Raw genomic sequence first — 21,397 nt, 5'->3', positions numbered from 1 at the left:
GGAGCGGGGCGTGATTCGTTTTGACGCGGTCAGTAAACGCTACGGCAGCGGCCAGGATGCACTATCCCGGGTGAGTTTCGAGGTCCCCAAAGGGGAGATGGTGTTTCTCACCGGTCACTCGGGCGCCGGCAAAAGTACCCTGATGAAGTTGATCATGCTGATGGAGCGCCCGACCCAGGGACAGGTCTTCATCGATGAGCGCAACCTCAATCGCCTCTCCCGCCGGCATATCCCCTATTTCCGGCGCAAGGTGGGCGTGGTGTTCCAGAATCACCAACTGTTGTTCGACCGCAGCGTGTTTGAAAACGTCGCCCTGCCGCTGCAGATCGCGGGCTACCAGACCGGCGAGGTCGGGCGCCGGGTGCGGGCGGCCCTGGACAAGGTGGGCCTGCTCAACAAGGAGCGCCACAACCCCATCATGCTCTCCGGCGGCGAACAGCAGCGGGTGGGCATCGCCCGCGCGGTGGTCAACAAGCCGCCGCTGCTGCTGGCGGATGAGCCCACCGGCAACCTGGATCCGGAGCTGTCGGCCGATATCATGAATCTTTTCCGCCAGTTCAACGACGTGGGTGTCACGATCATGATTGCCAGTCACGACCTGGCGCTGCTCCAGCGGATGAACAAGCGGGTGCTGGGCCTCTCGGGCGGCGAAATCGTTCACGACGGGGTGCTGGCATGAAGCCGCGCCGTCCCGCAGCGCCGGTCAAACCCCGCCCCAAGGGCGCCAGCCAGAGCAGGACCCGGCTGGCGGACCGGCTCGATTCCTGGCAGGCGCACCACAGCACCACCGCCGTGGAGAGCCTGCAGCGGCTGCTGCGCACCCCGCTGCAGAGTCTGCTGACCTGGCTGGTGGTGGCGGTCGCGGTCGCCCTGCCCGCCGCCCTGTATCTGGTGTTGAGCAATATCCAGAACCTGGGATACAGCTGGCAGGACTCCGGGCAACTGTCGGTGTTTCTGGAGCGCGATACCCGTTCTGAAGCGGTACAGGCGCTGCGGGACACGCTACTCGAATACCCTGAGGTGGACTCGGTGGAGCACATCCCTCCCGAGGCCGCCATGGAGGAGTTCAAGGATTACTCGGGGCTCGGGCGGGTGCTGGAGGATCTGGAACAGAACCCTCTGCCCGATGTCCTGTTGGTGCGCCCGGCGGTCACTGATCCCGACGCCCTGATGACGCTGCGCGAAGCGCTGGCGGAGGAGGCGGTGGTCGCCGAGGTGCGTCTGGACATGGCCTGGGTTAAACGCCTGCAGGAGATGATGGAGCTGGGCCAGCGCGTGGTGCTGGCGCTGGCGGTGCTCTTGGCCCTGGGCGTTCTCCTGGCGGTGGGCAATACCATCCGCCTCGCCATCGAAAACCGCCGGGATGAAATCCTGGTGGTCAAGCTGGTGGGCGGCACTGATGCCTTTGTCCGCCGACCCTTTCTCTATACCGGTTTCTGGTACGGTCTGGGCGGCGGGATTCTCGCCCTGGTGCTCCTCGGGCTCGGGCTCTGGTGGCTGTCCGGGCCGGTGGCCCGGCTGGCGGATCTCTATCAGAGCGACTTCCGCTTGCAGGGGCTGGACTGGGCCGCCAGCATGCAGCTGGTCCTGCTTTCCGGCCTGTTGGGGCTGGCCGGGGCCTGGCTGGCCGTGGCCCGCCACCTGATCCAGATCGAACCCCAGTAACGTATGCTCCAAGGTGTTTCATTTTTCACCCAATTGGCTGAATTTGGCGCCTAAGATTCTGATTTCAAAGGTGTTTGGCCCGCTTGGGGGAACTTTTCCGGGCTTGGCAGTCCAAGGGTGTAATGCTACACTCGAGGTCCGAATTTCTAAGGAGGTAAGTAATGAGCACTGGCCTGATGCCAGCCGGGGTATTATCCCCAGGCGGTAACCTGAATGCCTATGTTCAGACAGTGAGCCGTTTTCCGGTGCTATCACCGGAGGAAGAGCAACATCTGGCTGATGACCTCTATTACAACGGCAATCTCGAAGCGGCGCGGCAGCTGGTCATGTCGCACCTGCGCTTCGTGGTTCACATTGCGCGTTCCTACAACGGCTACGGCCTGCCGCTGGGCGACCTGATCCAGGAGGGCAACGTCGGCCTGATGAAGGCGGTCAAGCGTTTCAATCCGGAGCGCGGGGTACGCCTGGTCTCTTTTGCGGTGCACTGGATCAAGGCTGAGATTCACGAATTCATTCTGCGCAACTGGCGCATTGTCAAAGTGGCGACCACCAAGGCCCAGCGCAAGCTGTTCTTCAATCTGCGCGGCGCCAAAAAGCGGCTCGCCTGGCTGAACAACGACGAGGCGGAAGCCGTCGCCGAAGATCTGGGTGTGGACGTCAAGCACGTGCGCGAGATGGAAGGCCGTCTGGCGTCCTACGACGCCGGCTTTGATGCCGGTGAAGAAGACGACGATGACAGCCACTATGTCGCGCCGGTGCACTATCTGGAAGACAAGCGCTACGACCCGGCCACCCAGCTGGAAGACTCCAACTGGGAAGAGAACAGCGTCAACAATCTGGAAGTCGCCTTGGAAAAGCTGGATGATCGCAGCCGAACCATTCTCCAGCGTCGCTGGCTGGCCGAAGACAAGTCGACGCTGCACGAGCTGGCTGCGGAATACGGCGTTTCGGCCGAGCGTATTCGTCAGCTTGAAAAAAATGCGATGAAGAAGGTCAAGACCGCCATTCTGGCTGCCTGATCCTCCACGCTTTCATACAAGCTGACACTTGAAAACCGGTTGAATTGACAGTCTGTTGAGTTGAAAAGCCGCGCGCTGCGCGGCTTTTTTGTCTGAGTCGGGCCCGTCCCTCGGGCTTGCCCTGTCTGGCCGGGCCAATGGCCCCAAGAGCGATTGATCGAAATGACACCCCTGTTTGTGCTTATTGCCGCCCTGTCCGGGTTGATCGCCGTCGGACTGGGTGCCTTTGCGGCCCATGGCCTGAAAGCCCGGTTGAGTGTCGAGGCTCTCTCCGCGTTTCAGACCGGGGTGCAGTATCAGATGTACCACGCACTGGCGCTGCTGGCGGTGGCGGTTCTGCTGCGGGTACTCGGCCATTCCTGGGCGCTGGCAGCCAGTGGCTGGCTGTTTTTGGCCGGCATCCTGTTCTTCAGTGGCAGTCTCTACGCACTGGCATTGGGCGGGCCGCGCTGGCTGGGGCCGGTGACGCCCCTGGGCGGACTCTGCTTTCTTCTGGGCTGGCTCGCGCTTACGGTGGCGGCGGTGCGGGCACTGCGTCTTTAAACCTGTTGATTGAGTTGTACTCGGCATGTCAGAAACTGAATCCCGCCTCGCCATCCGGCCGGAATACAAACCCAAAGCCATTCGCAGCTATGTGATCCGCGCCGGCCGCATTACCGAGGGCCAGCGGCAGGCGTTCGACCAATGGTGGCCCACCTATGGTCTGAGTCTGCACGATGGGCCCCTGGAGCCGAAGGCCGTTTTTGGTCGGGAGGCCCCGCTGGTGCTGGAAATCGGGTTCGGTATGGGCGACTCCCTGCTGGCCATGGCGCGCAACGAGCCGGACAAGGACTTCATCGGGATTGAAGTGCATCCTCCCGGTGTCGGCCGGTTGATCAAGGGCGCCGGGGACGAGGGGATTACCAACCTGCGCGTCTACATGGCCGATGCCATTGATGTGCTCGATGACTGTGTCCCCGAGGGGGCCATTGCTCGCTTCCAGCTCTATTTCCCCGACCCCTGGCACAAAAAGAAGCATCATAAGCGCCGGATTGTGCAGCCGGCCTTTGTCGAGAAGGTCCGGCAAAAGCTGATGCCCGGGGGGGTGATGCACCTGGCGACCGACTGGGAAAACTATGCCGAGCATATGCGGGAGGTGATGGAAGCGGCTCCGGGGCTCACCAATGTGGCGGGGGCCGGTCTCTATTCCGCTCGGCCGGAGTACCGCCCGGTGACCAAATTCGAGCAGCGCGGCGCCCGGTTGGGACACGGAGTCTGGGATCTGCTTTACCGCACCTGAGGGCCTGGTGCGGAGCCCCGGTGGCCCGGGAGGTTACGGAAGGCGCGGCAAATCGCCATTTTGCGTGATCGCTTTCGCGAAATGGGCTCCCGTTCGGTTTCTTTTCACGAAAAGAGACGGTATGCTCGCCGGGCGCTCTTCCGTCGAAGGAATTTACTCTGGCATGAAACTGTCATAGGACTGGGCTGCAACGCCGGTCGTGCTTTGGTCACCCAGTCAGGGATGAGCCGAAAACTGGCCTGGGCACATTTTTCGTCATGCTTGTGATCTGGGGTACAATCCGACGGCATGATAAGAATAATGCCACGGTCGTCTCTCTGGCCCGTTCACCAGTCAGGCGGCATTCTAGTGCGCGTGGAGTAGTCAATTGTCGAACACAACATTGCAACAAGAGCCAAAATCGACCGGCGTAGTGGCGGATTGGCGCAGCGAGCGGCTGGTCCAGGCCCTGCGGCGCTGTGGTGCCGGGTTCGCGCGGGTGCCCGCGTCCGTGTGGCGCTTTCTGGTCAAGCTCGCCCTGGTGGTCTGGCTCGCCTATACCCTGGCCCAGATGGTCTGGTTGCTGGTTCCCGCGCCGGATACGCCTCAGGCTCGTGTCGCCCCCAATGCGTTGGAAGCAGATCGCGGTGACGCGACGGGCGAGCGGGTGGATATTGCCCAGCTCGCTTCATTGGAAATCTTTGGGCGTGTGGCCGAAGGGGATGAACCCGAAGAGTTCGCCGGCTCGGGTGACGCTCCCGGAGGTTCGGGGATCGAAGACGAAGCGGTGGATACCGAGCTGAAGCTGGTGCTGCGCGGAATCATGGGCAGTAACGAGGAGGCGGCCGCCCGGGCGATCATTGCCGATGGCTCCGATCAGGCGATCTATGCCCCGGGAGACGAGTTGCCGGTCAGGGGCAGCGTGACTCTGGAAAAAGTGTTGCCACTGCGCGTGATTCTGAACAATAGCGGCCGTTACGAGTCTCTGTGGCTCTACTCCGACAATGATCTGGGCAGCAGCCTGGCCGCTTCGCGTCCGGTTCCGGATACGCCCAGCCGTAGCTGGGAGGGGGACGACAGTGAGGATATGGCCGAGAGTCCGGAGCCGCAGGACGATCGGCAGACTGAGGAAGCCATTGAAGAGCCGGTCGAAGAGCAGGAGCTGGAAGACGCGGCCGATGAAGTGGCGGACCGGATGGGCAGCCAGTCGCTTTCCGATGTGGTGTCCATGAGCATTCACCGCGAAGACGGTCAGATCGTCGGCTACAAGATTCGTCCCGGGCGCAACCGGGTTATGTTCGACTCCCTGGGGTTGGAAGCCGGCGACGTCGTCAAGGCGGTCAATGGCGTCGAGCTGAGCAGCCCCCAGAGAGTGATGGAAATTTACCGCGATATGGGGGGAGCCAGCTCCGCCAGTCTACTGATCGAACGGGACGGCCAGGAATTGTCCGTCGACATCGAGCTTGAATAACAACGAGGGTAACCAGTGAACGTGTGTGCGAAACGCTTGGTAGGAACGGCCGTGACCGCTCTGCTGTGTCTGAGTCTCAACGCCTGGGCGCAGCAGACCTGGACGGTCAACTTCAAGGATACCGACATCCAGGAAGTGATCAAATTCGTCGCCGACGCGACCGGCAAAACCATCATTGTCGACCCGAAGGTGCGCGGCCAGGTCCGGGTCATCTCCGAGGAGGAAGTGGACAAGGAAGAGCTCTATGACCTGTTTCTGTCGATGATGGACGTTCAGGGCTTTACCGCCGTGGAAAATGGCAATGTGGTCCGGGTGGTGCCCAATCGAGACGCGCGCTCGCTGCCCGTGCCGGCTGCGCTTGAAACCGATGGCCGGAGCGACGACACCTACATCACCCAGGTGCTCAAGCTCGACAACATCAGTGCCTCCAAAGTGCTGCCGACTTTGCGCCCCCTGGTTCCCCAGCACGGCCACCTCTCGGCGTATGACCCCAGCAACTCCATCATCGTGACCGACACCCGCTCCAATATCCTTCGACTCAAAGAAATTATTGCCCAGATTGATCAGTCCTCGGTGGTCGATACCGAGCTCATCCAGCTCGAGTTTGCCCAGGCCGAAGATGTCGCCCGGGCGGTCACCCAGATCGAGAAGCCCGGTTCCGGCGAAGGGGGCAAGCCGGCGCTGACGGTCGTGCCGGATACACGCACCAATGCGGTTCTGGTCCACGGCGACGATCTGCAGCGCCAGCGCGTGCGCCTGCTCGTGGAGCAGATGGATCGTCCCAAGACCAAAGACAACAATGTCCGGGTGGTCTACCTGAAGTACGCCAAGGCCGAAAATGTGGCCCAGGTGCTCAACGGCGTCATGCAAACCATGGGTGCGGAGTCAGGCGAAGGCCAGAATCGCAGCCGCCAGACCAGCATTCATCCCGATGAAGATACCAACTCCATCCTGATTACCGCTGATGGCGACGTCATGGAGTCACTTCTGGGTGTGATCGAAAGTCTGGACATCCGCCGCGCCCAGGTGCTGGTGGAGGCGATCATCGTCGAGGTGGAAGACAGCGATGGCCGGGAGCTGGGCGTCCAGTGGATGTATCGGGACGATAAGCGCGGCTTTGGCAGCTCCACCACCGGCGATGGCTCTCTCAGTGTCGGCCAGAGCGCCTTCGATGACAGCGACGAAGGCCTGATCAGTCTGGCGGGGTCCCTGGCACAGACCACTGGCCAGACCTTTGGTATCGGCCGGCTGGGTGAGCGCACCGATTTTCTGGCCATTCTCAACATGCTGCAGGAAGAGAGCTCCACCAATATTCTGTCCACGCCCAACCTGCTGACTACGGATAACCACACGGCCTCTATTTCAGTGGGCCAGAACGTTCCCTTTGCCACCGGCTCCTTCACCTCCACCGGCGGGGGCAGCAGCAACCCGGGCAACCCCTTCCGAACCATTGAACGGCGTGATGTGGGCATTCTGCTGGAAGTCACTCCGCATGTGAACGCCGGCGACAGCGTGGTACTGGACATCAGTCAGGAGGTGTCCAGCCTGTCCAATCTGAACAGCAACGATGGCCCCATCACCAATCAGCGCAAACTGGAAACCCAGGTGCTCGCCGCCAACGGCGAAACCGTGGTGCTCGGGGGCCTGATTGAAGAAGAGGTGCAGACCTCCACCCAGAAAGTGCCCTTCCTGGGCGACATTCCCCTGATGGGACGTCTGTTTCGCAACCAGACCGACAGCCTGTCGAAAACCAACTTGCTGGTCTTCATTCGGGCCACGGTGATTGAAGATGACCAGATGCTCCGGGGTGCGACCGCTGAGAAGTACAAAGAGTTGCGTCGACAGCAGGAAGAGCGTCGTGCCGCCGGCGGCATGTTGTTCAACAATCGGGAGCTTCCCGTCCTGCCCGAATGGCAGGAGAAGCTGGATCGTGCCGAGGAAATCAACATCCGCATGATGGGGCGCGACGAAGAGCAAGACGCCGAGGGTGAGGAGTAAAACCGTGAGCGCCGAATCCATGTTGGAGCAATACGAACAAGAGCAGGACCATACCCTGGGCGAGCTGCCCGAGGGCGAAGAGGTCCATGCGGCCAGTGTGGGTGACGATATCGCCCATGCCCGGCTACCGTTCGGTTTTGCGTCCAGTCACGGTGTGATGGTGGACGAAGAGGAAAACGGTCTCACCCTGATTTACCGCCCCGGACTCAACCTGGATGTATTGCTGGAACTGCAGCGCTATCTGGGCACCGAGTTCGCACTGCGTGAAGTGTCCTCCGAGGAATTTCAACAGCGGCTGACCCGCGTCTACCAAAGTGGTGACGGCGCGGCTCAGCAGGCGGCGGAAGACCTGGGGGCGGAATACGACCTGTCCTCCATGGCCGAGGATCTGGCCGACCGCACCGACCTGCTCGCCGGCAACGACGATGCGCCCATCATCCGTCTGATCAACGCCATCCTGTCACAGGCCGTGCGCGAAGAGGCCTCGGATATTCACCTGGAGCCCTTTGAAGACCGGGTCTCGGTACGCTTTCGCATCGATGGGGTCCTGAGTGAAATTCTCTCGCCCAAAGCGGAGTTGGCACCGGTGCTGGTGTCGCGCCTGAAAGTGATGGCGCGCCTGGACATCGCCGAAAAGCGCCTGCCCCAGGATGGTCGTATCACGGTGCGACTGGCGGGCCATGCGGTCGATATCCGGGTCTCCACCATTCCCTCGGCCCACGGCGAACGCATCGTATTGCGTCTGCTGGACCAGGCCGCCGGGCAGCTCTCTCTGGAGCAGCTGGCCATGCCGCCGCACGTGCGCGAGGGGCTGGGCAAGGCGCTGCACAAACCCCACGGTATCATTCTGGTGACCGGCCCCACCGGCTCGGGTAAAACCACCACCCTGTACGCGGGTCTGAGCCACATCAATACCCGCAGTCGCAATATTCTGACCATTGAAGACCCGGTGGAGTACCTGCTGCCGGGCATCGGCCAGACCCAGGTGAACACCAAGGTCGACATGACCTTTGCCCGCGGTCTGCGCGCCATTCTGCGGCAAGACCCGGATGTGGTCATGGTGGGCGAGATCCGCGATGGTGAGACCGCCGAAATCGCCATTCAGGCCAGTCTGACCGGTCACTTGGTGCTGTCCACGCTGCACACCAACACCGCCATCGGGGCGGTGATGCGGCTCAAAGACATGGGCGTTGAGCCCTTCCTGCTGGCCTCCAGCCTCGAGGTGGTGATGGCCCAGCGACTGGTGCGCAAGCTCTGCTCCGTATGCCGCGAGTCCTATGAGCCCAATGAAGCCGAGCGCGAGCTGATGCGCCTGCCCGAGGGCCAGAGAATTTACCGCCCCGTGGGCTGCAAACAGTGCAACAACATGGGCTACCGTGGCCGTAAGGGGATCTACGAACTGATTGAAATCAACGAGCGGATGCGCCACCTGATTCACGAGCAGGCCGGCGAACACGACCTCCTGGCCGAGGCGCGCAAATACAGCCCCTCGATCAGCGACGACGGCCGCCAGTGTGTGATCGATGGCACGACCAGCCTGGAAGAAGTGCTCCGGGTGACCACCGCCAGCTAGTGAATTGAATTGCGAGATGAGAAGCCATGGGTGCCTATAGCTATCAAGCATTGAACGAGGCCGGTAAAACGGTCAAGGGCATTCTTGAAGGCGACTCCGAGCGCCAGGTGCGCAGTCAGCTGCGGGCCAAAAAGCTCAAACCGCTCGAAGTTTCCAGTGCCGTGGGGGGCAAACGCGCCAGCACCGCTTCAGCGGCGCAGGGGTTGAGTGGCTTCCAGCAACGCTGGCGGGCGCGGATGAATACCCGCGACCTGAGCCTGATTACCCGACAACTGGCCTCACTGGTGAAATCCGGCCTGCCTCTGGATGAAGCGTTGCAGGCCACCGCCAAGCAGCAACAGAAGCCCAATAACAAGCGCATACTGCTGCAGGTTCGATCGAAAGTACTGGAAGGTCTGAGTCTGGCCCAGGCGCTGGGTGAAATCCCGGGCGCCTTCGACAATATGTTCCGGGCCATGGTCAAGGCCGGTGAAAGCTCGGGTTATCTGGCGCCGGTGCTTGAGCGACTGGCGGATTATACCCAGAGCAATCAGCAGATCCAGCAGCGCCTGAAAATGGCGATGATCTATCCACTGGTGCTGCTGTTCATCAGCCTGACGGTGATCATAGCCCTGATGGCGTTCGTGGTCCCCAAGCTGGTGAGTATTTTTCAGCAGAGCGAGCGCGATCTACCGGCGCTGACGCAGTTCATGATCGCCAGCAGTGACTTTATCGTCAACTATGGCCACTACACGATACTGGCGATCATCGGGCTGGTATTCGGTTTCCACCGCCTCTTGCGCAACGAGGCCAGGCTCAGACGCTGGCATCAAATAAAATTGAAAATGCCGGTGATGGGCAATCTGATCCTGCAGATCAACAGCTCCCGGTTTGCGGCGACCCTGGCGCTGTTGTCCTCCAGTGGCGTGCCCCTGCTGCAGGCGCTGCACATTGCCGGGCAGGTGATGACCAACAAAATCATGCAGGAAGCCTGTGAGGCGGTGGCCGAAGATGTGCAGGAGGGGACCAGCCTGCACCGGGCGATGGAAAAAGCCGGGTACTTTCCGCCCCTGCTGGTGCAGCTGGTGGCCAGCGGCGAGACCAACGGTACCTTGCCCGAGCAGCTGGAGAACGCGGCCCAGGATCAGGACCGGGAGCTGGAAATGATGCTGGGGGTGGCCATGGGCCTGCTGGAGCCCTTTACGGTGGTGTTCATGGGCGGTGCGGTCTGCCTGATCGTGATGGCCATTCTGCAACCGATCTTTGAAATGAACAGCCTGATTTAACAGACCGAAATACCAATTTTTTATGATTGATACAGTGGGAGTAAAGCAATGAAACAGAATCAGGGGATGCGTCGCCAGGGCGGCTTCAGTTTGATTGAAATCATGGTGGTGGTGATCATCATCGGTTTGCTGGCGAGTATCGTCGCTCCAGCGGTACTCAACCGGGCCGACGACGCCCGCATCCAGAAAGTGCAGGCCGATTTCAAGAACATCCAGACCGCGCTCAAGCTCTACCGCATCGACAACTATGTGTACCCCTCCAGTGAACAGGGGCTGGAGGCACTGGTCAGCAAACCGACCACCGCGCCCGAGCCGCGCAACTGGAAGCAGGGCGGCTACCTGGACGACCTGCCCCAGGACCCCTGGGGCAATGATTACAAATACCTGAGCCCGGGCGAGTCGCGCGAATACGATATCTATACCCTGGGCGCCGATGGGGTCACCGGCGGTGAAGGCCAGAACGCTGATATCGGCGTGTGGGATGAGCGCACGCAGGAAGATTGATGAGCTTTATGCCGGCATCTCTGGTCCGCGCCCGCGGCTTCACTCTCGTTGAGCTGCTCGTCGTCCTGATGATTGTCGGCATCGCGATCGCCATGGCGTCGCTCTCTGTGGGTGGTCGGGACAACGCCACCCTGGCAGAAGAGGAAGCCGAGCAATTCATGGTAAGCGCCCGCTTCGTGTCCGAGCAGACCGTGCTCAACCGCGAGGTGATCGGCCTGTTCTGGCAGCCGCGCGCCGACTCGGGAGCCACCGGGCAGCGCTGGTGCTACCAGTGGCGCCGCTACCGAGACCAGAGATGGGAGGAGGTCACCGACTTCATGGAAGAGCGGTGCCTGCCCCCGGAGTTGCAGCTGGAGGTTCGGGTGGAAGGTGAAGAGTGGGAGTACGACCCGCGCGAAACCACGCCCCAACCGGTGCTGGCCTTTTACCCCAGCGGCGAGGCCACGCCCTACGAAATGGCCATCATTCCGGGTCGGTTCGACGAAGGCGAGACCCAGCGCATCGAAATCACCATGATGGCGGACCTGATCTGGGTCAACCGCGAACGGGAAGAGGAGTTGCAGGACGAATGGTAAGCCGGGTGCGACAGAACCGGGGGTTTACTCTGGTGGAAGTGATGGTGGCCCTGGTGATTGTCGCCGTGGCCCTCCCGGCCTTCCTGTCTCTGGTAATGACCCAGCTGGACGGCACGGGCGCGATTCGCGACAAAACCATGGCCTTCTGGGTGGCGGAAAACGAGATGACCCGGCTGCAGCTGCAGCACCGACTGCTGCAGGACTTCAACCTTCCCGACAGTGATCAGGGCGAGGTGACCCAGGCCGGTGTGCAGTGGTACTGGCAGATGGAAAACGAAGCCACGGATTCGGGCATCCAGGGTTTCCGCCAGGTGGAAATCTCGGTGGCGCTCGATCGCAACCGGGACTCAAGCTTGGCGCAGCTGTTGGGGTTTGTTCATGAGCAGCCGTGAGCGCATAGACAACCATGAGCGCATGGAAAGCCATGAGCTTGGGCGCCGGCAACGGGGCTTTACCCTGCTGGAGATGATGGTGGCGCTGGCCATCGCCGGAGCCATCGCGGCGATGGCCTACCAGGCACTGGTGGCGGCCAGCAACGGCGCCGAACGCAGCCGTGAAATCATGACGCGGATCAACGAGCTGGATCGGGCCTGGCAGATCATCGCCTCGGACTTTCGTCATATTCTGGAGCCCGAGCCGGCTCCCCAGGGGCAGGCCCAAAGCCAGATGCAGGGCATGGGACAGGGGCTGAGGTTTCGTTTCGTCGCCGATCCCATCGCCACGCCCGATGAGGAGCAGCGGTTGTTGCTGTTCACCCGCGAAGGCTGGTTCAACCCTCTGGAACGGTTGCGCAGCGACCTGCAGGAAGTCAGCTACCGGCTGGATGAGGGCACACTCTGGCGCGACTATCGGCCGGTGCGCAATCGGCCTTTTGACGAATACGATTTCGAGGAGCAGGCCCTGAACCAACGGCTGCTCGAAGGGGTGAAGGATATTGAGCTGCGCTTTTTATCCAAACAGTTGATTGATCGTTCGGGCCAGAGTGCGCTGGACGGCGACGATTACTCCCGGGACTGGGCGGCCGGCTGGCCCGACCCGGACCAGATGGGAACCGGGAATCAGGTGACGCTGCCGCTGGCGGTATTGGTCCGAATCGAAGTTGAGGGGGTAGGAGTCAGTGAACGTCTGTTCGAAATCACCCGCTTCAACTAAACGCCGTCAGTCGGGCGCCGTGCTGATCATGGCGCTGATGATTGTCAGCGTCGTGGCGGGGCTGGCGATCAAGTTCACGGGCGATTACCAGCTCGGGATGGCCAAGGCCGAGAGCCGCTGGCACGGCGCCCAGGCGCGCTCCTACTTGCTGGGGGCGGAGAACCTGGCCACCTACCTGCTGGAGCAGGACCCGGATCCGGCCGTGGATCATCTGGAGGAGCCCTGGGCGCAGGAAGCCCCGCCGTTTCAGATCGATGGGGGCTGGATACTGGCCTCGGTTGAGGATGCGCAGAGCCGGCTGAACCTGAACGATCTGGGCGGTACGCTGGATCCGAACAAGGCGCTGACCGATCCGAGCCGCTACACCGAAATGCAGCGGCGGTTCATCCGCCTGCTACAGACATTTACCGAGCAGGATGTGCCGCTCAATGAAGACGAGGCGGTCGTGATTCTCGAGGCGATTGTCGACTGGATGGATCCGGACAATCAGCCAAGCGGTTTTGGCGGCGCCGAGGCGGATTATTATCAGGGGCTGGACCCGGCTTACCTGCCGGCCAACAGCGAGTTTGTGAGTGTGGAGGAGCTGCGGCTGGTGCGTCACGTCGGTCCGGAACTGATGGAGCTTCTGCGACCGCACCTGGTGGTGTTGCCGCGGGGCCAGAGCATGAATGTGAACACCCTGTCCATGAAGCTGCTGCGCACGATCAATGCCAGCGACCGGCTGCAACCGCTCGGGCCCACGGAGGTGGAGCTGCTGCGTCAGGACTGGCCGGAGGAGGGCTACCACGTGGACGTGCAGAGTTTTCTGAGCACGCCGGCCTGGCAGGGCATTGGCGGCAGCCCGCCGGATACCAGCGGGTTGTCAGTGAACAGCAATTTTTTTCTGGTCAGCACCACGGTCTCACTGGTGGACCAACGGCGCAGCATGCGCAGCTTGATGATGCGTGCGAGCGATGAATTTGAAGTGGTCAGACGCATCGACGTCTACTGACCGCGCTCAAACCCAACACGGAACAGCGATTACAGAGACTATGGCCAACCAACTTGTACTTTACGCCAATCGCGCCCAGGACCAGTTCCGCTGGTGCTGGCTCGATGCCGACCACCGGCCGATTCTGGACAGCGCGGCTTCGGGAGACCTGGACACCCTGATGGCAACGCTCGGCGAGGGGCACCACAGTGCCTGGGTACTGCTGCCCGGCCTGCAGGTGGTGACGCGCGAGTTGGAGTATGTGGAAAAGGAAAAGAAACACCTCAGCCGCCTCCTGCCGTTTCAGCTTGAAGAGAACGTGATCGGCGATATTGACCAGTTCCACTTCGCCCTCGGCCCGGCCAAAGAGGGGCGGGCCGTCACCGCCTACATGGAGCGCGCTTGGCTGCGCCAGCTGTTCGATCGTTTTGCCGAGCGCAATCTGGAAATCACTCACGCCTGGCCTTTGCCGTTGATGTTGCCCCTGGCACAGGAAGCGGAGTTGAGCGAGGAGTACCCTTATTGGACGCTGCAGCTGGAAGGTGACGAGCTGCTGGTGCATTACGCCCCCAGCCTCGGCTACAGCGTCGAGCGCAACCAGGCCAGACTCAGTCTGCAGATGTTGCTCACGGCCCAACAGCGGGTCGACAACCTGCCTCGTCTGTCTCTGCGCGCCAGCACGGATGCGGATCTGATGGCGCTGGAATCCCTCTTGCCGGCGGAGCTGAAAGAGCGGGTGGACGAGCAGGCCCTGGTCGAGTTCTGGCAGTTGGATTTTACCGGCGCGCCCACCGACCTGTGTCAGGGGGAGTTCTCCCAGCGCCTGCCCATCGAACGCTGGTGGCGCGACTGGCAGGGTGTGGCCGTGGCGGCGGCTGCCTGTCTGGTCATCTATATCGGCGTCACCGTGTTTCAGGTGCAGACCCTGGAGGCGGAAAATATCGAAATTCGGCGGGATATCGAAGAAACGTATCGCAGCGTTGCCGGCAGCGGGGTGCTCACCGATGCGGAGCGGCAGCTGCGGCAGCAGGTTTCCGAGTTGCAACCGGCCGGTAGTAGTGGCCGGGTCACCCCTTTTCTGGCGGATCTGTTTCCCGCCATGGCGAACGCCGAAGAGGTCAGTCTCAGCGCTCTTTCCTATGCCGCGCGCAGCAATGAGTTGAGCCTCAATGTGCGTGCCAATACCTTCAATGCCATCGAGACCCTGCGCACCGAAATCCAGCAGCGCGGCCTCGAAGCCGAGCTGCTGAGCGCCAGTGCCCAGGGTGACAGCCACTCGGCCCGACTCAGAGTCACCCGGGGGAACCCATGACCCAGATTTTCGACTTTCTTTCGCGCTACAACCGCCGCGAGCAGACCATCCTGCTCCTCGGCGCTCTGGCGGTCACCCTGTACCTGCTGTGGAAACTCCTGTTGGTGCCCCTGCAGGACTGGCGAGAGCAGCAGATACGGGCCAATGCCAATGCGAGCCAGACGCTCGGACGAGTGGAGCTGTTGAGCGCACAGCTCGAGCAAGCCCGGCAGCGCCAGCGAGAAGGTGGCAGTGACACCGGCAACCTGAGCGCACTGGTGGACACCACGCTGCGCGCCAACCAGCTGGACATGAGTGGCTTCCAGCCCGGTACCGGCGGGCAGGTGCGAGTGCGCCTGGATGAAGTCCCTTACGACCGGTTCATGCAGTGGCTGCACGATATGGAATACCAGAACGGCGTCAATGTGGTGGACTTTTCCATGGCCGGAACCAATGAAGCGGGGCGGGTCACCGTCAATATTCGACTCCAGAAAGACTGATTGAACAGGATTGCGATAGACCTATGTGGGACACACTGTCTAAATTCATACCGCCGCTGCGCTGGGTTCTGCTGCTCCTGGTGCTGACTCTCGTATTTGCGATCACGCAGATACCCGCCTCCTGGGCCGCCTACTTCATGACCCAGGGCAATACCCTGGCACTCAGTGGCGTGACCGGTACCGCCTGGAGCGGCCAGGCGCGCATGTCCAGTATCGAAATCGACAACCAGCACTATTCGCTCGGCGAGCTCCAGTGGCAACTCAAGCCTCTGACCCTGCTGAGTCTGCGGCCCTGCGCCGATGTCGATGCGCGCCTGGAAGCCCAGCAGATCGAGGGCCGGGCCTGTGCCGGGCTCAACGGCCGGCTGACCGTGACCGACGCCAGTATCGACGCTCCGGCGAGTCTGGTACAGGCCGGCGTCCCCGTTCCGGTGCAGGGGCAGCTGTCGGCCAATCTGCAGACGCTGAGCATGAAGGGCCAGAGCCTGTCGGAGCTGCGCGGTAACCTCAGCTGGACCAATGCCCGTGTTCAGGTTGAGGGCACCTGGGCCACCCTGGGCAGCTTTGCCGCCGAGGCCACCTACGACCCCGAAGCGGATGCGCTGGTGGCGGACGTCTTTGACCTGGACGGCCCGATTGATCTGGATGCCGAGGTCCGCCTGCCCCTGGCGGGCGGCATTTTTGTCGAGGGCGAGCTGGAATTGACCGGTGCCTTCAGCGACCAGATCCAGGCCCGCGATTGGCTACCCATGGTGCTGGATCACCAGAGCGGCAACCGCTACAAAGTGGATCTGCAATTCTGACCCTGCGAGGCAAGGGGTCGGGTTTCCAACCCGGAACGATTTCGTGCACACTCCAGGTTTATGGTCATTCCGACTTATTGATTAAACCGTTGAGGCGTCTGGGTTATGAAAGTATTGTTAATCGGGGGTACGGGTCAGATCAGCACCGCCGTGTCCCGGCTGCTGGTCGATCAGGGTGTGGATCTGTGGCTGCTCAATCGCGGCAACCGCGTCGAGTGTGTGCCCGACGGAGCGAAAGTCGTTCAGGGCGACATCAATAACCGCGCCGACATCGAAGCGCTGCTCGAGGATGAGTACTTTGATGTGGTGGTTAACTGGATCGTCTTTCACCCCGACGAGATGGATCGGGACATCGAGTATTTCACCGGCAAGACCGATCAGTATATTCTGATCAGCACGGTCGCGACCTACCAGAGGCCGCCGGTGTACTACGTGCTGGACGAATCCACGCCGCAGCACAATCCCGTGTGGGATTACGCCACCAACAAGATCGCCTGTGAGCAGCGGCTCATGGCCGCCTACCGGGAGCGGGGCTTTCCCGCCACCATTGTCCGGCCCTCGCAGACCTATGGCGAGGCCAGTATCCCCTTCGCCGTCAACAGCGCGGAACATCCCTGGACCCTGCCCGACCGGATTCTGAAAGGCAAAAAGGTGATCGTGCCCGGCGACGGCAGCTCCCTCTGGTGCATTACCCACAATACCGATTTCGCCGAGGGCTTTGCCGGGTTGCTGGGTCACACGCAGACACTGGGGCACGCCTTTCACATCACCTCCGACGAGGTGAAGACCTGGGATCAATATCTGGAAGAGCTGGGCCGGGCCCTGGGCGTCAAACCCCGTCCCATTCACATGACCAGCGAGTGCATCGCCCGGTTTCTGCCCGAGTTCGAAGCGCCTCTGAAGGGGGATGCGAGCATCAGCTTTGTGCTGGACAACACCAAAATCAAAACCTTCGTCCCGGGCTATCGGGCCACTAGGCGTTTTGAGCAGGGAATCCGCCAGTCGGTGGCCTACTATCGGGAGAATCCCGAGCGACAGACCGTCGACGAGACACTCGACGCCACCATGGATAAGGCAATTGCGGCCTACGAGCAGTTTCTGGCAAGCATTTAGCGAGTCTGTCAGTCAGCGATCATCGCCGTGGCGAGCGCCGCTCGCTACTCCATCAACTGATACACCCAGGCCTCGCGTCCGTCATCCAGGGTGATGGCGTGGCGCCGGTAGCGCACACCCAGACGCTCATAACGATCGAGGCGGCGCAGCTCATCCCGCGAGACGGTGAGGATCATCCCCTCCACTTCACTCTCCGGCGCGGGCTCTATATCCAGGCCGGTTTTGCGATAGCCCTCCAGCGTGTGGGGCTTAGGGTCCCCGGCACGGCCGGTGACGATCCAGCGCACGGGCGCGAAGCGCAGGGTACCGTAGACAAAGACAAGGTGGTGACCGGCTTCGGTCGGCGCCGGTGCCATCGTTTCGGGGTATTCATAGCCGTAGGGACTGAGCAGCGTCAGCCAGAGGTAAAACAGCACCGATGCGGTGAGGGCCAGCAGCAAGGCCAGCGTGGTCAGCAGGATCTTCTTGAGTGCGGTCATGGCGTTATTGAGTGTGTTCTCCTCAGGGTCACTCCGGAGTGGGATCTTACCCCGGGGGGCGGAGTGATTGGAAACGAGCCGGGCATTTCTTTTTCCGGGCCTGCACCGTAAACTCTGGGTTCTGTTTTTTTCTGGCCCCCGGGGCCGCTTATGGGGATGGAACGATGCGAGTTGAAGTCAGTGGCCTGCTGGGCCTGATTATTCTGATCTGTGTGATCTACGCCATCATCAAAACCGTGCAGAGCAATGCGTCCAGCAGCACCAAGGTCATCTGGATTCTGGTGCTGCTGTTTTTACCCGCACTGGGGTTCATTCTCTGGTTGTTTCTGGGGCCGCGCTGATTCTCAGCCAGCGACCGGGTCCCGGTCAAAGCTCATGATCGGGTGGACCCGTTTCTGGCGCTCGCAGGGCCGCCTCCCCAGGAGACTCTGCTGGCGCCCGGCCCCAGGCTGAAGCCGACCTGCAATAGGGTGCGAAGCGACCTTATTCCCCGATCAATTCCCGAACCTGTTTGCGGTACTTTTCTTCGTCGCCTTCCCTGTAGCCGCGGTTCACGTAGCGCACCTCACCGTCGCGGTCCACCATCACCGTTGTGGGCATGGCGTTGACCTGGTAGGCGCGGCTGACCTCGCTCTCGGGGTCGTAGAGGATCGGAAAGGACACGCCCACATCGGCCAGGAATTTCTCGGCCGCTTCCGGGTTCTGTTCCACATTGATGCCGAACAGGGTAAACCCGTCTTTTTCGTAGCGGTCGTAGAGCTCTTCCAGCAGCGGCATTTCCTTGCGGCAGGGGGCGCACCAGGAGGCCCAGAAGTTGATCATGACCACTTTGCCGCGCTGTTCTTCCAGATTCAGGTTTTCGCCGGTGTCGCTTTTGAGGGTAAAGTCCGGGGCCTTCTCGGCCTGGACGTTCAGGGCCAGGCCCAAGAGGGCCGCCATTATCAGCCGCACAGATACTGCCATGATATTGTCCTCTGTCGCTCGGATTGCCACGCAAACAATCAGAAAAAGATCGACACGCCCAGGCGCGCCAGGTTGTTCACTTCCATCTCGGGGCGCCGGTAAATCCGGCCCGGAAACAGATTGTAGCCCAACGAGAGGTTGTAGTGGCGGTCCTCGCGCTGCTCTTCGGTGAGAAGCTCGATCGCGCCACCAGGACAAGGTTCTATGGACGAGGGATAAACTCTGCTAGGCTATGGCAAAGGAGGCTGCCAACTATGAGATTCATCCGAGAGGGTCTGATTCTGATATGCCTGACGCTGGTCGGGCTGGGCGGGTTTGGTCTGGTCCACGCCCAGCAGAGCGAGAGCAGCGGGCCCCATGTGGCCGAGCTGACCATTGATGGGCCCATCGGCCCCGCCACCAAGGACTATCTGGTGCGCTCCATGGAGACGGCCCGTGACAAGGGCGCCCACGCCATCCTGATCCGCATGGATACCCCCGGCGGCCTGGACTCCTCCACCCGCGATATCATCAAGGCCCTGCTCGCCTCCCCCACCCCCGTGATTACCTATGTGCACCCGGCGGGCGCTCGCGCCGCCAGTGCCGGCACCTATATTCTGTACGGTAGCCATGTCGCCGCCATGACACCTTCCACCAACCTGGGCGCGGCCACACCGGTGCAGATGGGAGGCCTGCCCACACCGCCGTCGGGCGGGGATCAGAAGCCGGCGGGTGATGCTCAGGAAGAGAAAGGCGGAGAGAGCAGTGGAAAGGAAGGTGGAGAGAACAGCGCGCCCTCCGGCGATGCCATGGAGCGTAAGGTGATCAATGACTCAGTGGCGTTTATCCGGGGCCTGGCCAACCGCTATGACCGCAATGCCGACTGGGCCGAACGCGCGGTGCGCGAAGCGGTGAGTCTCACCGCGAACGAAGCGCTGGAGCAGAATGTGATCGACCTGGTGGCCGAGAACCGCGAAGACCTGCTGGCCCAACTGGACGGGCGCGAGGTGAAGCTGGAAAGCGGCCCCATGACCCTCGAAACCGCCGACCTGCCGATTGAAGCCTACGCCCCCGACTGGCGCAACGAATTCCTGTCCGTGATCACCAACCCGCAGGTCGCCTCCATTCTGTTGTTGATCGGCGTCTATGGGCTGATTCTGGAGGGCTACAACCCGGGAACCCTGGTGCCGGGTGTCGTGGGGGTGATCTGCCTGCTGATCGGCCTCTATGCCCTGCAGGTGTTGCCGGTCAATTACGCGGGTCTGGCGCTGATCATACTCGGGGGTGTGCTGATTCTGGCGGAGGCGTTTGTTCCCAGTTTCGGGGTCCTGGGTATCGGCGGTGTGATCGCCCTGGTGCTGGGCTCCATCATGCTGGTGGACACCGACGTCCCGGGGATGGAGGTCTCCTACGAAATCATCGGCGCGATTGCCGCCGTCAGCTCACTGATCGTGCTGGGCATCATCACCATGATCGGTCGAACCCTGCGCATGCCGCGGCCGGACAGCAGCCGGGCCATGGTGGGGCGCGAGGCGCCGGTCGCCAGTCAGGGAGAGGGGGGCTACAAAGTCCTGATCGACGGGGAGTACTGGAACGCCCGCAGCTCCGAATCGTTGCAGCCGGGCGATCGAGTGGAAGTCACTGATCAGGACGGGTTGCAGCTTGAGGTAAAGCGCAAATAATCGACCGACCGCCGGGCCGGGCCGGTCGGGCACACTGGCTTTTTCATCTGAAGGAGAAAGGCGCATGATGTTTGAATACTTTATCGGTCTGTTAGTGACCTTCGTTTTCCTGTTGGTGGTTTATGCCGTTCGCATTCTGCGTGAATACGAGCGGGGCGTGGTGTTTTTGCTGGGCCGTTTTCAGAGCGTGAAGGGCCCGGGTCTGATCATCATCATTCCCTTCGTCCAGACGGTGGAGAAGGTGGACCTGCGCACCATCGTGATGGATGTGCCCAGTCAGGATGTGATCAGCCGGGACAACGTATCGGTCAAGGTCAATGCCGTGGTGTATTTTCGGGTGATCGATCCGCAGAAAGCGATCATCAATGTGGAGAATTACTACGAAGCGGTCAGCCAGCTGTCGCAGACCACGCTGCGCTCGGTGCTGGGCAAGCACGAGCTGGACGAGATGCTGGCGGAGCGGGACAAGCTCAACGTGGATATTCAGGAGATTCTGGATCAGAATTCAGATCCCTGGGGCATCAAAGTCAGCAATGTGGAAATCAAGCACGTGGACCTGGATGAGAGCATGATCCGCGCCATTGCCCGGCAGGCCGAGGCGGAACGCTCGCGGCGCGCCAAGATCATCCACGCCGAGGGCGAATCCCAGGCGGCGGCCAAGCTCACCGATGCCGCGGAGGAGCTCTCCAAGAACCCGAATGCCATGACGCTGCGTTACCTGCAGACGTTGATTGATATTGCCGGAGAGAAAAACTCCACCATCGTCTTCCCCCTGCCCGTGGACATGCTGGGGTCGATCATGAAGCAGTTTCAGTCGAAAGGGTAAGGTGAGCCTGAGCGGTGCGGCGCCGGCCGGGCCGCTCTACTCATTCTCCTGGCGGGCGTAGACCTCGACCGCATCGGTCTCGTCGATCACGATATCCATTACGATGGGCTGACAGCAGACCTGGCAGTCCTCCACGTAAGACTGCTCCGGGACGGACGTATCCACCAGTATGGCGATGACTTCCGAGCAGTAGGGGCAGTGAATGTTCTTTTCTACCAAGTCGGCCATGGGTACCTCCCGGTTATCGCAGGGTATTTCCTGAGATGGTGCAAAACGGTCGAAGTTCCCGCTACTCCGGGAGTGTCGGACCG

Annotated in this window: 24 protein-coding genes; 21 read left to right on the top strand and 3 right to left on the bottom strand. The window is 61.4% G+C overall.

Features of this window, described 5'->3' with window-relative positions; translation table 11 throughout:
• Positions 1 to 10 precede the first annotated feature (10 nt).
• The 18 genes from ftsE to AAE484_RS09300 all read left to right on the top strand — a co-directional run bounded on the left by ftsE (position 11) and on the right by AAE484_RS09300 (position 17,157).
• On the top strand, positions 11 to 679 hold the full coding sequence (gene ftsE / locus AAE484_RS09385; protein ID WP_341938119.1) for a cell division ATP-binding protein FtsE: 669 nt from the start codon (positions 11 to 13) through the stop codon (positions 677 to 679).
• Positions 676 to 1,665 carry a permease-like cell division protein FtsX gene (ftsX, locus tag AAE484_RS09380; protein WP_341938118.1) on the top strand — a complete coding sequence of 330 codons (990 nt, stop codon included), beginning with the start codon at positions 676 to 678 and terminating at the stop codon, positions 1,663 to 1,665. Before ftsE ends, ftsX begins: the two co-directional genes overlap by 4 nt.
• Before the next feature lie 161 nt (positions 1,666 to 1,826).
• Positions 1,827 to 2,684, top strand: coding sequence for an RNA polymerase sigma factor RpoH (rpoH, locus tag AAE484_RS09375; protein ID WP_341938117.1), 858 nt, complete (start codon positions 1,827 to 1,829; stop codon positions 2,682 to 2,684).
• Between the two features lie 162 nt (positions 2,685 to 2,846).
• Positions 2,847 to 3,227, top strand: a complete 381-nt coding sequence (locus tag AAE484_RS09370; protein WP_341938116.1) for a DUF423 domain-containing protein — start codon at positions 2,847 to 2,849, stop codon at positions 3,225 to 3,227.
• A gap of 52 nt (positions 3,228 to 3,279) precedes the next feature.
• Positions 3,280 to 3,963 (top strand): tRNA (guanosine(46)-N7)-methyltransferase TrmB, encoded by a 684-nt coding sequence (trmB, locus tag AAE484_RS09365; RefSeq protein WP_341938237.1) that lies wholly within the window; start codon positions 3,280 to 3,282, stop codon positions 3,961 to 3,963.
• A 367-nt stretch (positions 3,964 to 4,330) separates the two neighbouring features.
• Positions 4,331 to 5,413 (top strand): type II secretion system protein GspC, encoded by a 1,083-nt coding sequence (gene gspC, locus AAE484_RS09360; protein ID WP_341938115.1) that lies wholly within the window; start codon positions 4,331 to 4,333, stop codon positions 5,411 to 5,413.
• A 51-nt stretch (positions 5,414 to 5,464) separates the two neighbouring features.
• Positions 5,465 to 7,411, top strand: a complete 1,947-nt coding sequence (gene gspD, locus AAE484_RS09355; RefSeq protein WP_341938114.1) for a type II secretion system secretin GspD — start codon at positions 5,465 to 5,467, stop codon at positions 7,409 to 7,411.
• Between the two features lie 19 nt (positions 7,412 to 7,430).
• Positions 7,431 to 8,984 carry a type II secretion system ATPase GspE gene (gene gspE, locus AAE484_RS09350; protein ID WP_445928847.1) on the top strand — a complete coding sequence of 518 codons (1,554 nt, stop codon included), beginning with the start codon at positions 7,431 to 7,433 and terminating at the stop codon, positions 8,982 to 8,984.
• A gap of 26 nt (positions 8,985 to 9,010) precedes the next feature.
• Positions 9,011 to 10,249: a type II secretion system inner membrane protein GspF gene (gene gspF, locus AAE484_RS09345; protein ID WP_341938112.1), complete on the top strand. Its 1,239-nt coding sequence runs from the start codon at positions 9,011 to 9,013 to the stop codon at positions 10,247 to 10,249.
• A 48-nt stretch (positions 10,250 to 10,297) separates the two neighbouring features.
• Positions 10,298 to 10,753: a type II secretion system major pseudopilin GspG gene (gspG, locus tag AAE484_RS09340; protein WP_341938111.1), complete on the top strand. Its 456-nt coding sequence runs from the start codon at positions 10,298 to 10,300 to the stop codon at positions 10,751 to 10,753.
• A gap of 8 nt (positions 10,754 to 10,761) precedes the next feature.
• A complete protein-coding gene (locus AAE484_RS09335) occupies positions 10,762 to 11,328 on the top strand; it encodes a prepilin-type N-terminal cleavage/methylation domain-containing protein (RefSeq protein ID WP_341938110.1) in 567 nt (188 codons plus the stop codon).
• Complete coding sequence (gspI, locus tag AAE484_RS09330; protein ID WP_341938109.1) at positions 11,322 to 11,720, top strand: type II secretion system minor pseudopilin GspI; 399 nt, start codon at positions 11,322 to 11,324, stop codon at positions 11,718 to 11,720. The genes AAE484_RS09335 and gspI overlap by 7 nt, the downstream gene beginning before the upstream one ends.
• A complete protein-coding gene (gene gspJ, locus AAE484_RS09325; RefSeq protein ID WP_341938108.1) occupies positions 11,707 to 12,480 on the top strand; it encodes a type II secretion system minor pseudopilin GspJ in 774 nt (257 codons plus the stop codon). Before gspI ends, gspJ begins: the two co-directional genes overlap by 14 nt.
• Positions 12,446 to 13,471, top strand: coding sequence for a type II secretion system minor pseudopilin GspK (gene gspK / locus AAE484_RS09320; RefSeq protein WP_341938107.1), 1,026 nt, complete (start codon positions 12,446 to 12,448; stop codon positions 13,469 to 13,471). Before gspJ ends, gspK begins: the two co-directional genes overlap by 35 nt.
• A 40-nt stretch (positions 13,472 to 13,511) precedes the next feature.
• On the top strand, positions 13,512 to 14,762 hold the full coding sequence (gene gspL, locus AAE484_RS09315; protein ID WP_341938106.1) for a type II secretion system protein GspL: 1,251 nt from the start codon (positions 13,512 to 13,514) through the stop codon (positions 14,760 to 14,762).
• Positions 14,759 to 15,241 carry a type II secretion system protein GspM gene (gene gspM / locus AAE484_RS09310; RefSeq protein ID WP_341938105.1) on the top strand — a complete coding sequence of 161 codons (483 nt, stop codon included), beginning with the start codon at positions 14,759 to 14,761 and terminating at the stop codon, positions 15,239 to 15,241. Before gspL ends, gspM begins: the two co-directional genes overlap by 4 nt.
• A 23-nt stretch (positions 15,242 to 15,264) precedes the next feature.
• Positions 15,265 to 16,044: a type II secretion system protein N gene (locus AAE484_RS09305; protein ID WP_341938104.1), complete on the top strand. Its 780-nt coding sequence runs from the start codon at positions 15,265 to 15,267 to the stop codon at positions 16,042 to 16,044.
• Positions 16,045 to 16,149: 105 nt separating this feature from the next.
• Positions 16,150 to 17,157, top strand: coding sequence for an NAD-dependent epimerase/dehydratase family protein (locus AAE484_RS09300; protein WP_341938103.1), 1,008 nt, complete (start codon positions 16,150 to 16,152; stop codon positions 17,155 to 17,157).
• Positions 17,158 to 17,201: 44 nt separating this feature from the next.
• On the opposite strand, the gene AAE484_RS09295 is transcribed toward AAE484_RS09300, so the two are convergent.
• A complete protein-coding gene (locus AAE484_RS09295; RefSeq protein WP_341938102.1) occupies positions 17,202 to 17,636 on the bottom strand; it encodes a gamma-glutamylcyclotransferase family protein in 435 nt (144 codons plus the stop codon).
• 164 nt (positions 17,637 to 17,800) lie between these two features.
• Between AAE484_RS09295 and AAE484_RS09290 the strand changes: the two genes are divergently transcribed.
• Positions 17,801 to 17,977: a PLDc N-terminal domain-containing protein gene (locus AAE484_RS09290; protein ID WP_341938101.1), complete on the top strand. Its 177-nt coding sequence runs from the start codon at positions 17,801 to 17,803 to the stop codon at positions 17,975 to 17,977.
• 142 nt (positions 17,978 to 18,119) lie between these two features.
• Here the strand turns inward: AAE484_RS09290 and AAE484_RS09285 are convergent, their stop codons facing one another.
• Positions 18,120 to 18,599 carry a TlpA family protein disulfide reductase gene (locus tag AAE484_RS09285; RefSeq protein WP_341938100.1) on the bottom strand — a complete coding sequence of 160 codons (480 nt, stop codon included), beginning with the start codon at positions 18,597 to 18,599 and terminating at the stop codon, positions 18,120 to 18,122.
• Between the two features lie 254 nt (positions 18,600 to 18,853).
• Here AAE484_RS09285 and AAE484_RS09280 point away from each other — a divergent pair, with 254 nt between their 5' ends.
• Both AAE484_RS09280 and AAE484_RS09275 read left to right on the top strand, forming a co-directional pair.
• The gene (locus AAE484_RS09280) at positions 18,854 to 20,260 is read left to right on the top strand and encodes an NfeD family protein (protein ID WP_341938099.1); all 1,407 of its coding nucleotides are present in this window, start codon (positions 18,854 to 18,856) and stop codon (positions 20,258 to 20,260) included.
• Between the two features lie 64 nt (positions 20,261 to 20,324).
• A complete protein-coding gene (locus AAE484_RS09275) occupies positions 20,325 to 21,086 on the top strand; it encodes a slipin family protein (protein ID WP_445928844.1) in 762 nt (253 codons plus the stop codon).
• Positions 21,087 to 21,122: 36 nt separating this feature from the next.
• On the opposite strand, the gene AAE484_RS09270 is transcribed toward AAE484_RS09275, so the two are convergent.
• Positions 21,123 to 21,314: a CPXCG motif-containing cysteine-rich protein gene (locus AAE484_RS09270; protein WP_341938098.1), complete on the bottom strand. Its 192-nt coding sequence runs from the start codon at positions 21,312 to 21,314 to the stop codon at positions 21,123 to 21,125.
• Positions 21,315 to 21,397 lie beyond the last annotated feature (83 nt).

This window comes from Marinimicrobium sp. C2-29 (genome assembly GCF_038419845.1).
In the GTDB taxonomy this organism is placed as follows: domain Bacteria; phylum Pseudomonadota; class Gammaproteobacteria; order Pseudomonadales; family Cellvibrionaceae; genus Marinimicrobium.
This window is presented reverse-complemented; position numbering and strand designations above follow the sequence as displayed.

What these genes read in the sequence shown, in the direction of transcription:
- ftsX (WP_341938118.1), top strand. Translation starts at nt 676, where the DNA reads ATGAAGCCGCGCCGTCCCGCAGCGCCGGTCAAACCCCGCCCCAAGGGC.
- gspG (WP_341938111.1), top strand. Translation starts at nt 10,298, where the DNA reads ATGAAACAGAATCAGGGGATGCGTCGCCAGGGCGGCTTCAGTTTGATT.
- gspF (WP_341938112.1), top strand. Translation starts at nt 9,011, where the DNA reads ATGGGTGCCTATAGCTATCAAGCATTGAACGAGGCCGGTAAAACGGTC.
- AAE484_RS09290 (WP_341938101.1), top strand. Translation starts at nt 17,801, where the DNA reads ATGCGAGTTGAAGTCAGTGGCCTGCTGGGCCTGATTATTCTGATCTGT.
- gspI (WP_341938109.1), top strand. Translation starts at nt 11,322, where the DNA reads ATGGTAAGCCGGGTGCGACAGAACCGGGGGTTTACTCTGGTGGAAGTG.
- gspE (WP_445928847.1), top strand. Translation starts at nt 7,431, where the DNA reads ATGTTGGAGCAATACGAACAAGAGCAGGACCATACCCTGGGCGAGCTG.
- rpoH (WP_341938117.1), top strand. Translation starts at nt 1,827, where the DNA reads ATGAGCACTGGCCTGATGCCAGCCGGGGTATTATCCCCAGGCGGTAAC.
- AAE484_RS09285 (WP_341938100.1), bottom strand. Translation starts at nt 18,599, where the DNA reads ATGGCAGTATCTGTGCGGCTGATAATGGCGGCCCTCTTGGGCCTGGCC.
- gspM (WP_341938105.1), top strand. Translation starts at nt 14,759, where the DNA reads ATGACCCAGATTTTCGACTTTCTTTCGCGCTACAACCGCCGCGAGCAG.
- gspJ (WP_341938108.1), top strand. Translation starts at nt 11,707, where the DNA reads ATGAGCAGCCGTGAGCGCATAGACAACCATGAGCGCATGGAAAGCCAT.
- AAE484_RS09295 (WP_341938102.1), bottom strand. Translation starts at nt 17,636, where the DNA reads ATGACCGCACTCAAGAAGATCCTGCTGACCACGCTGGCCTTGCTGCTG.
- gspL (WP_341938106.1), top strand. Translation starts at nt 13,512, where the DNA reads ATGGCCAACCAACTTGTACTTTACGCCAATCGCGCCCAGGACCAGTTC.
- AAE484_RS09305 (WP_341938104.1), top strand. Translation starts at nt 15,265, where the DNA reads ATGTGGGACACACTGTCTAAATTCATACCGCCGCTGCGCTGGGTTCTG.
- AAE484_RS09335 (WP_341938110.1), top strand. Translation starts at nt 10,762, where the DNA reads ATGCCGGCATCTCTGGTCCGCGCCCGCGGCTTCACTCTCGTTGAGCTG.
- AAE484_RS09370 (WP_341938116.1), top strand. Translation starts at nt 2,847, where the DNA reads ATGACACCCCTGTTTGTGCTTATTGCCGCCCTGTCCGGGTTGATCGCC.
- AAE484_RS09270 (WP_341938098.1), bottom strand. Translation starts at nt 21,314, where the DNA reads ATGGCCGACTTGGTAGAAAAGAACATTCACTGCCCCTACTGCTCGGAA.
- AAE484_RS09275 (WP_445928844.1), top strand. Translation starts at nt 20,325, where the DNA reads ATGATGTTTGAATACTTTATCGGTCTGTTAGTGACCTTCGTTTTCCTG.
- AAE484_RS09300 (WP_341938103.1), top strand. Translation starts at nt 16,150, where the DNA reads ATGAAAGTATTGTTAATCGGGGGTACGGGTCAGATCAGCACCGCCGTG.
- AAE484_RS09280 (WP_341938099.1), top strand. Translation starts at nt 18,854, where the DNA reads ATGAGATTCATCCGAGAGGGTCTGATTCTGATATGCCTGACGCTGGTC.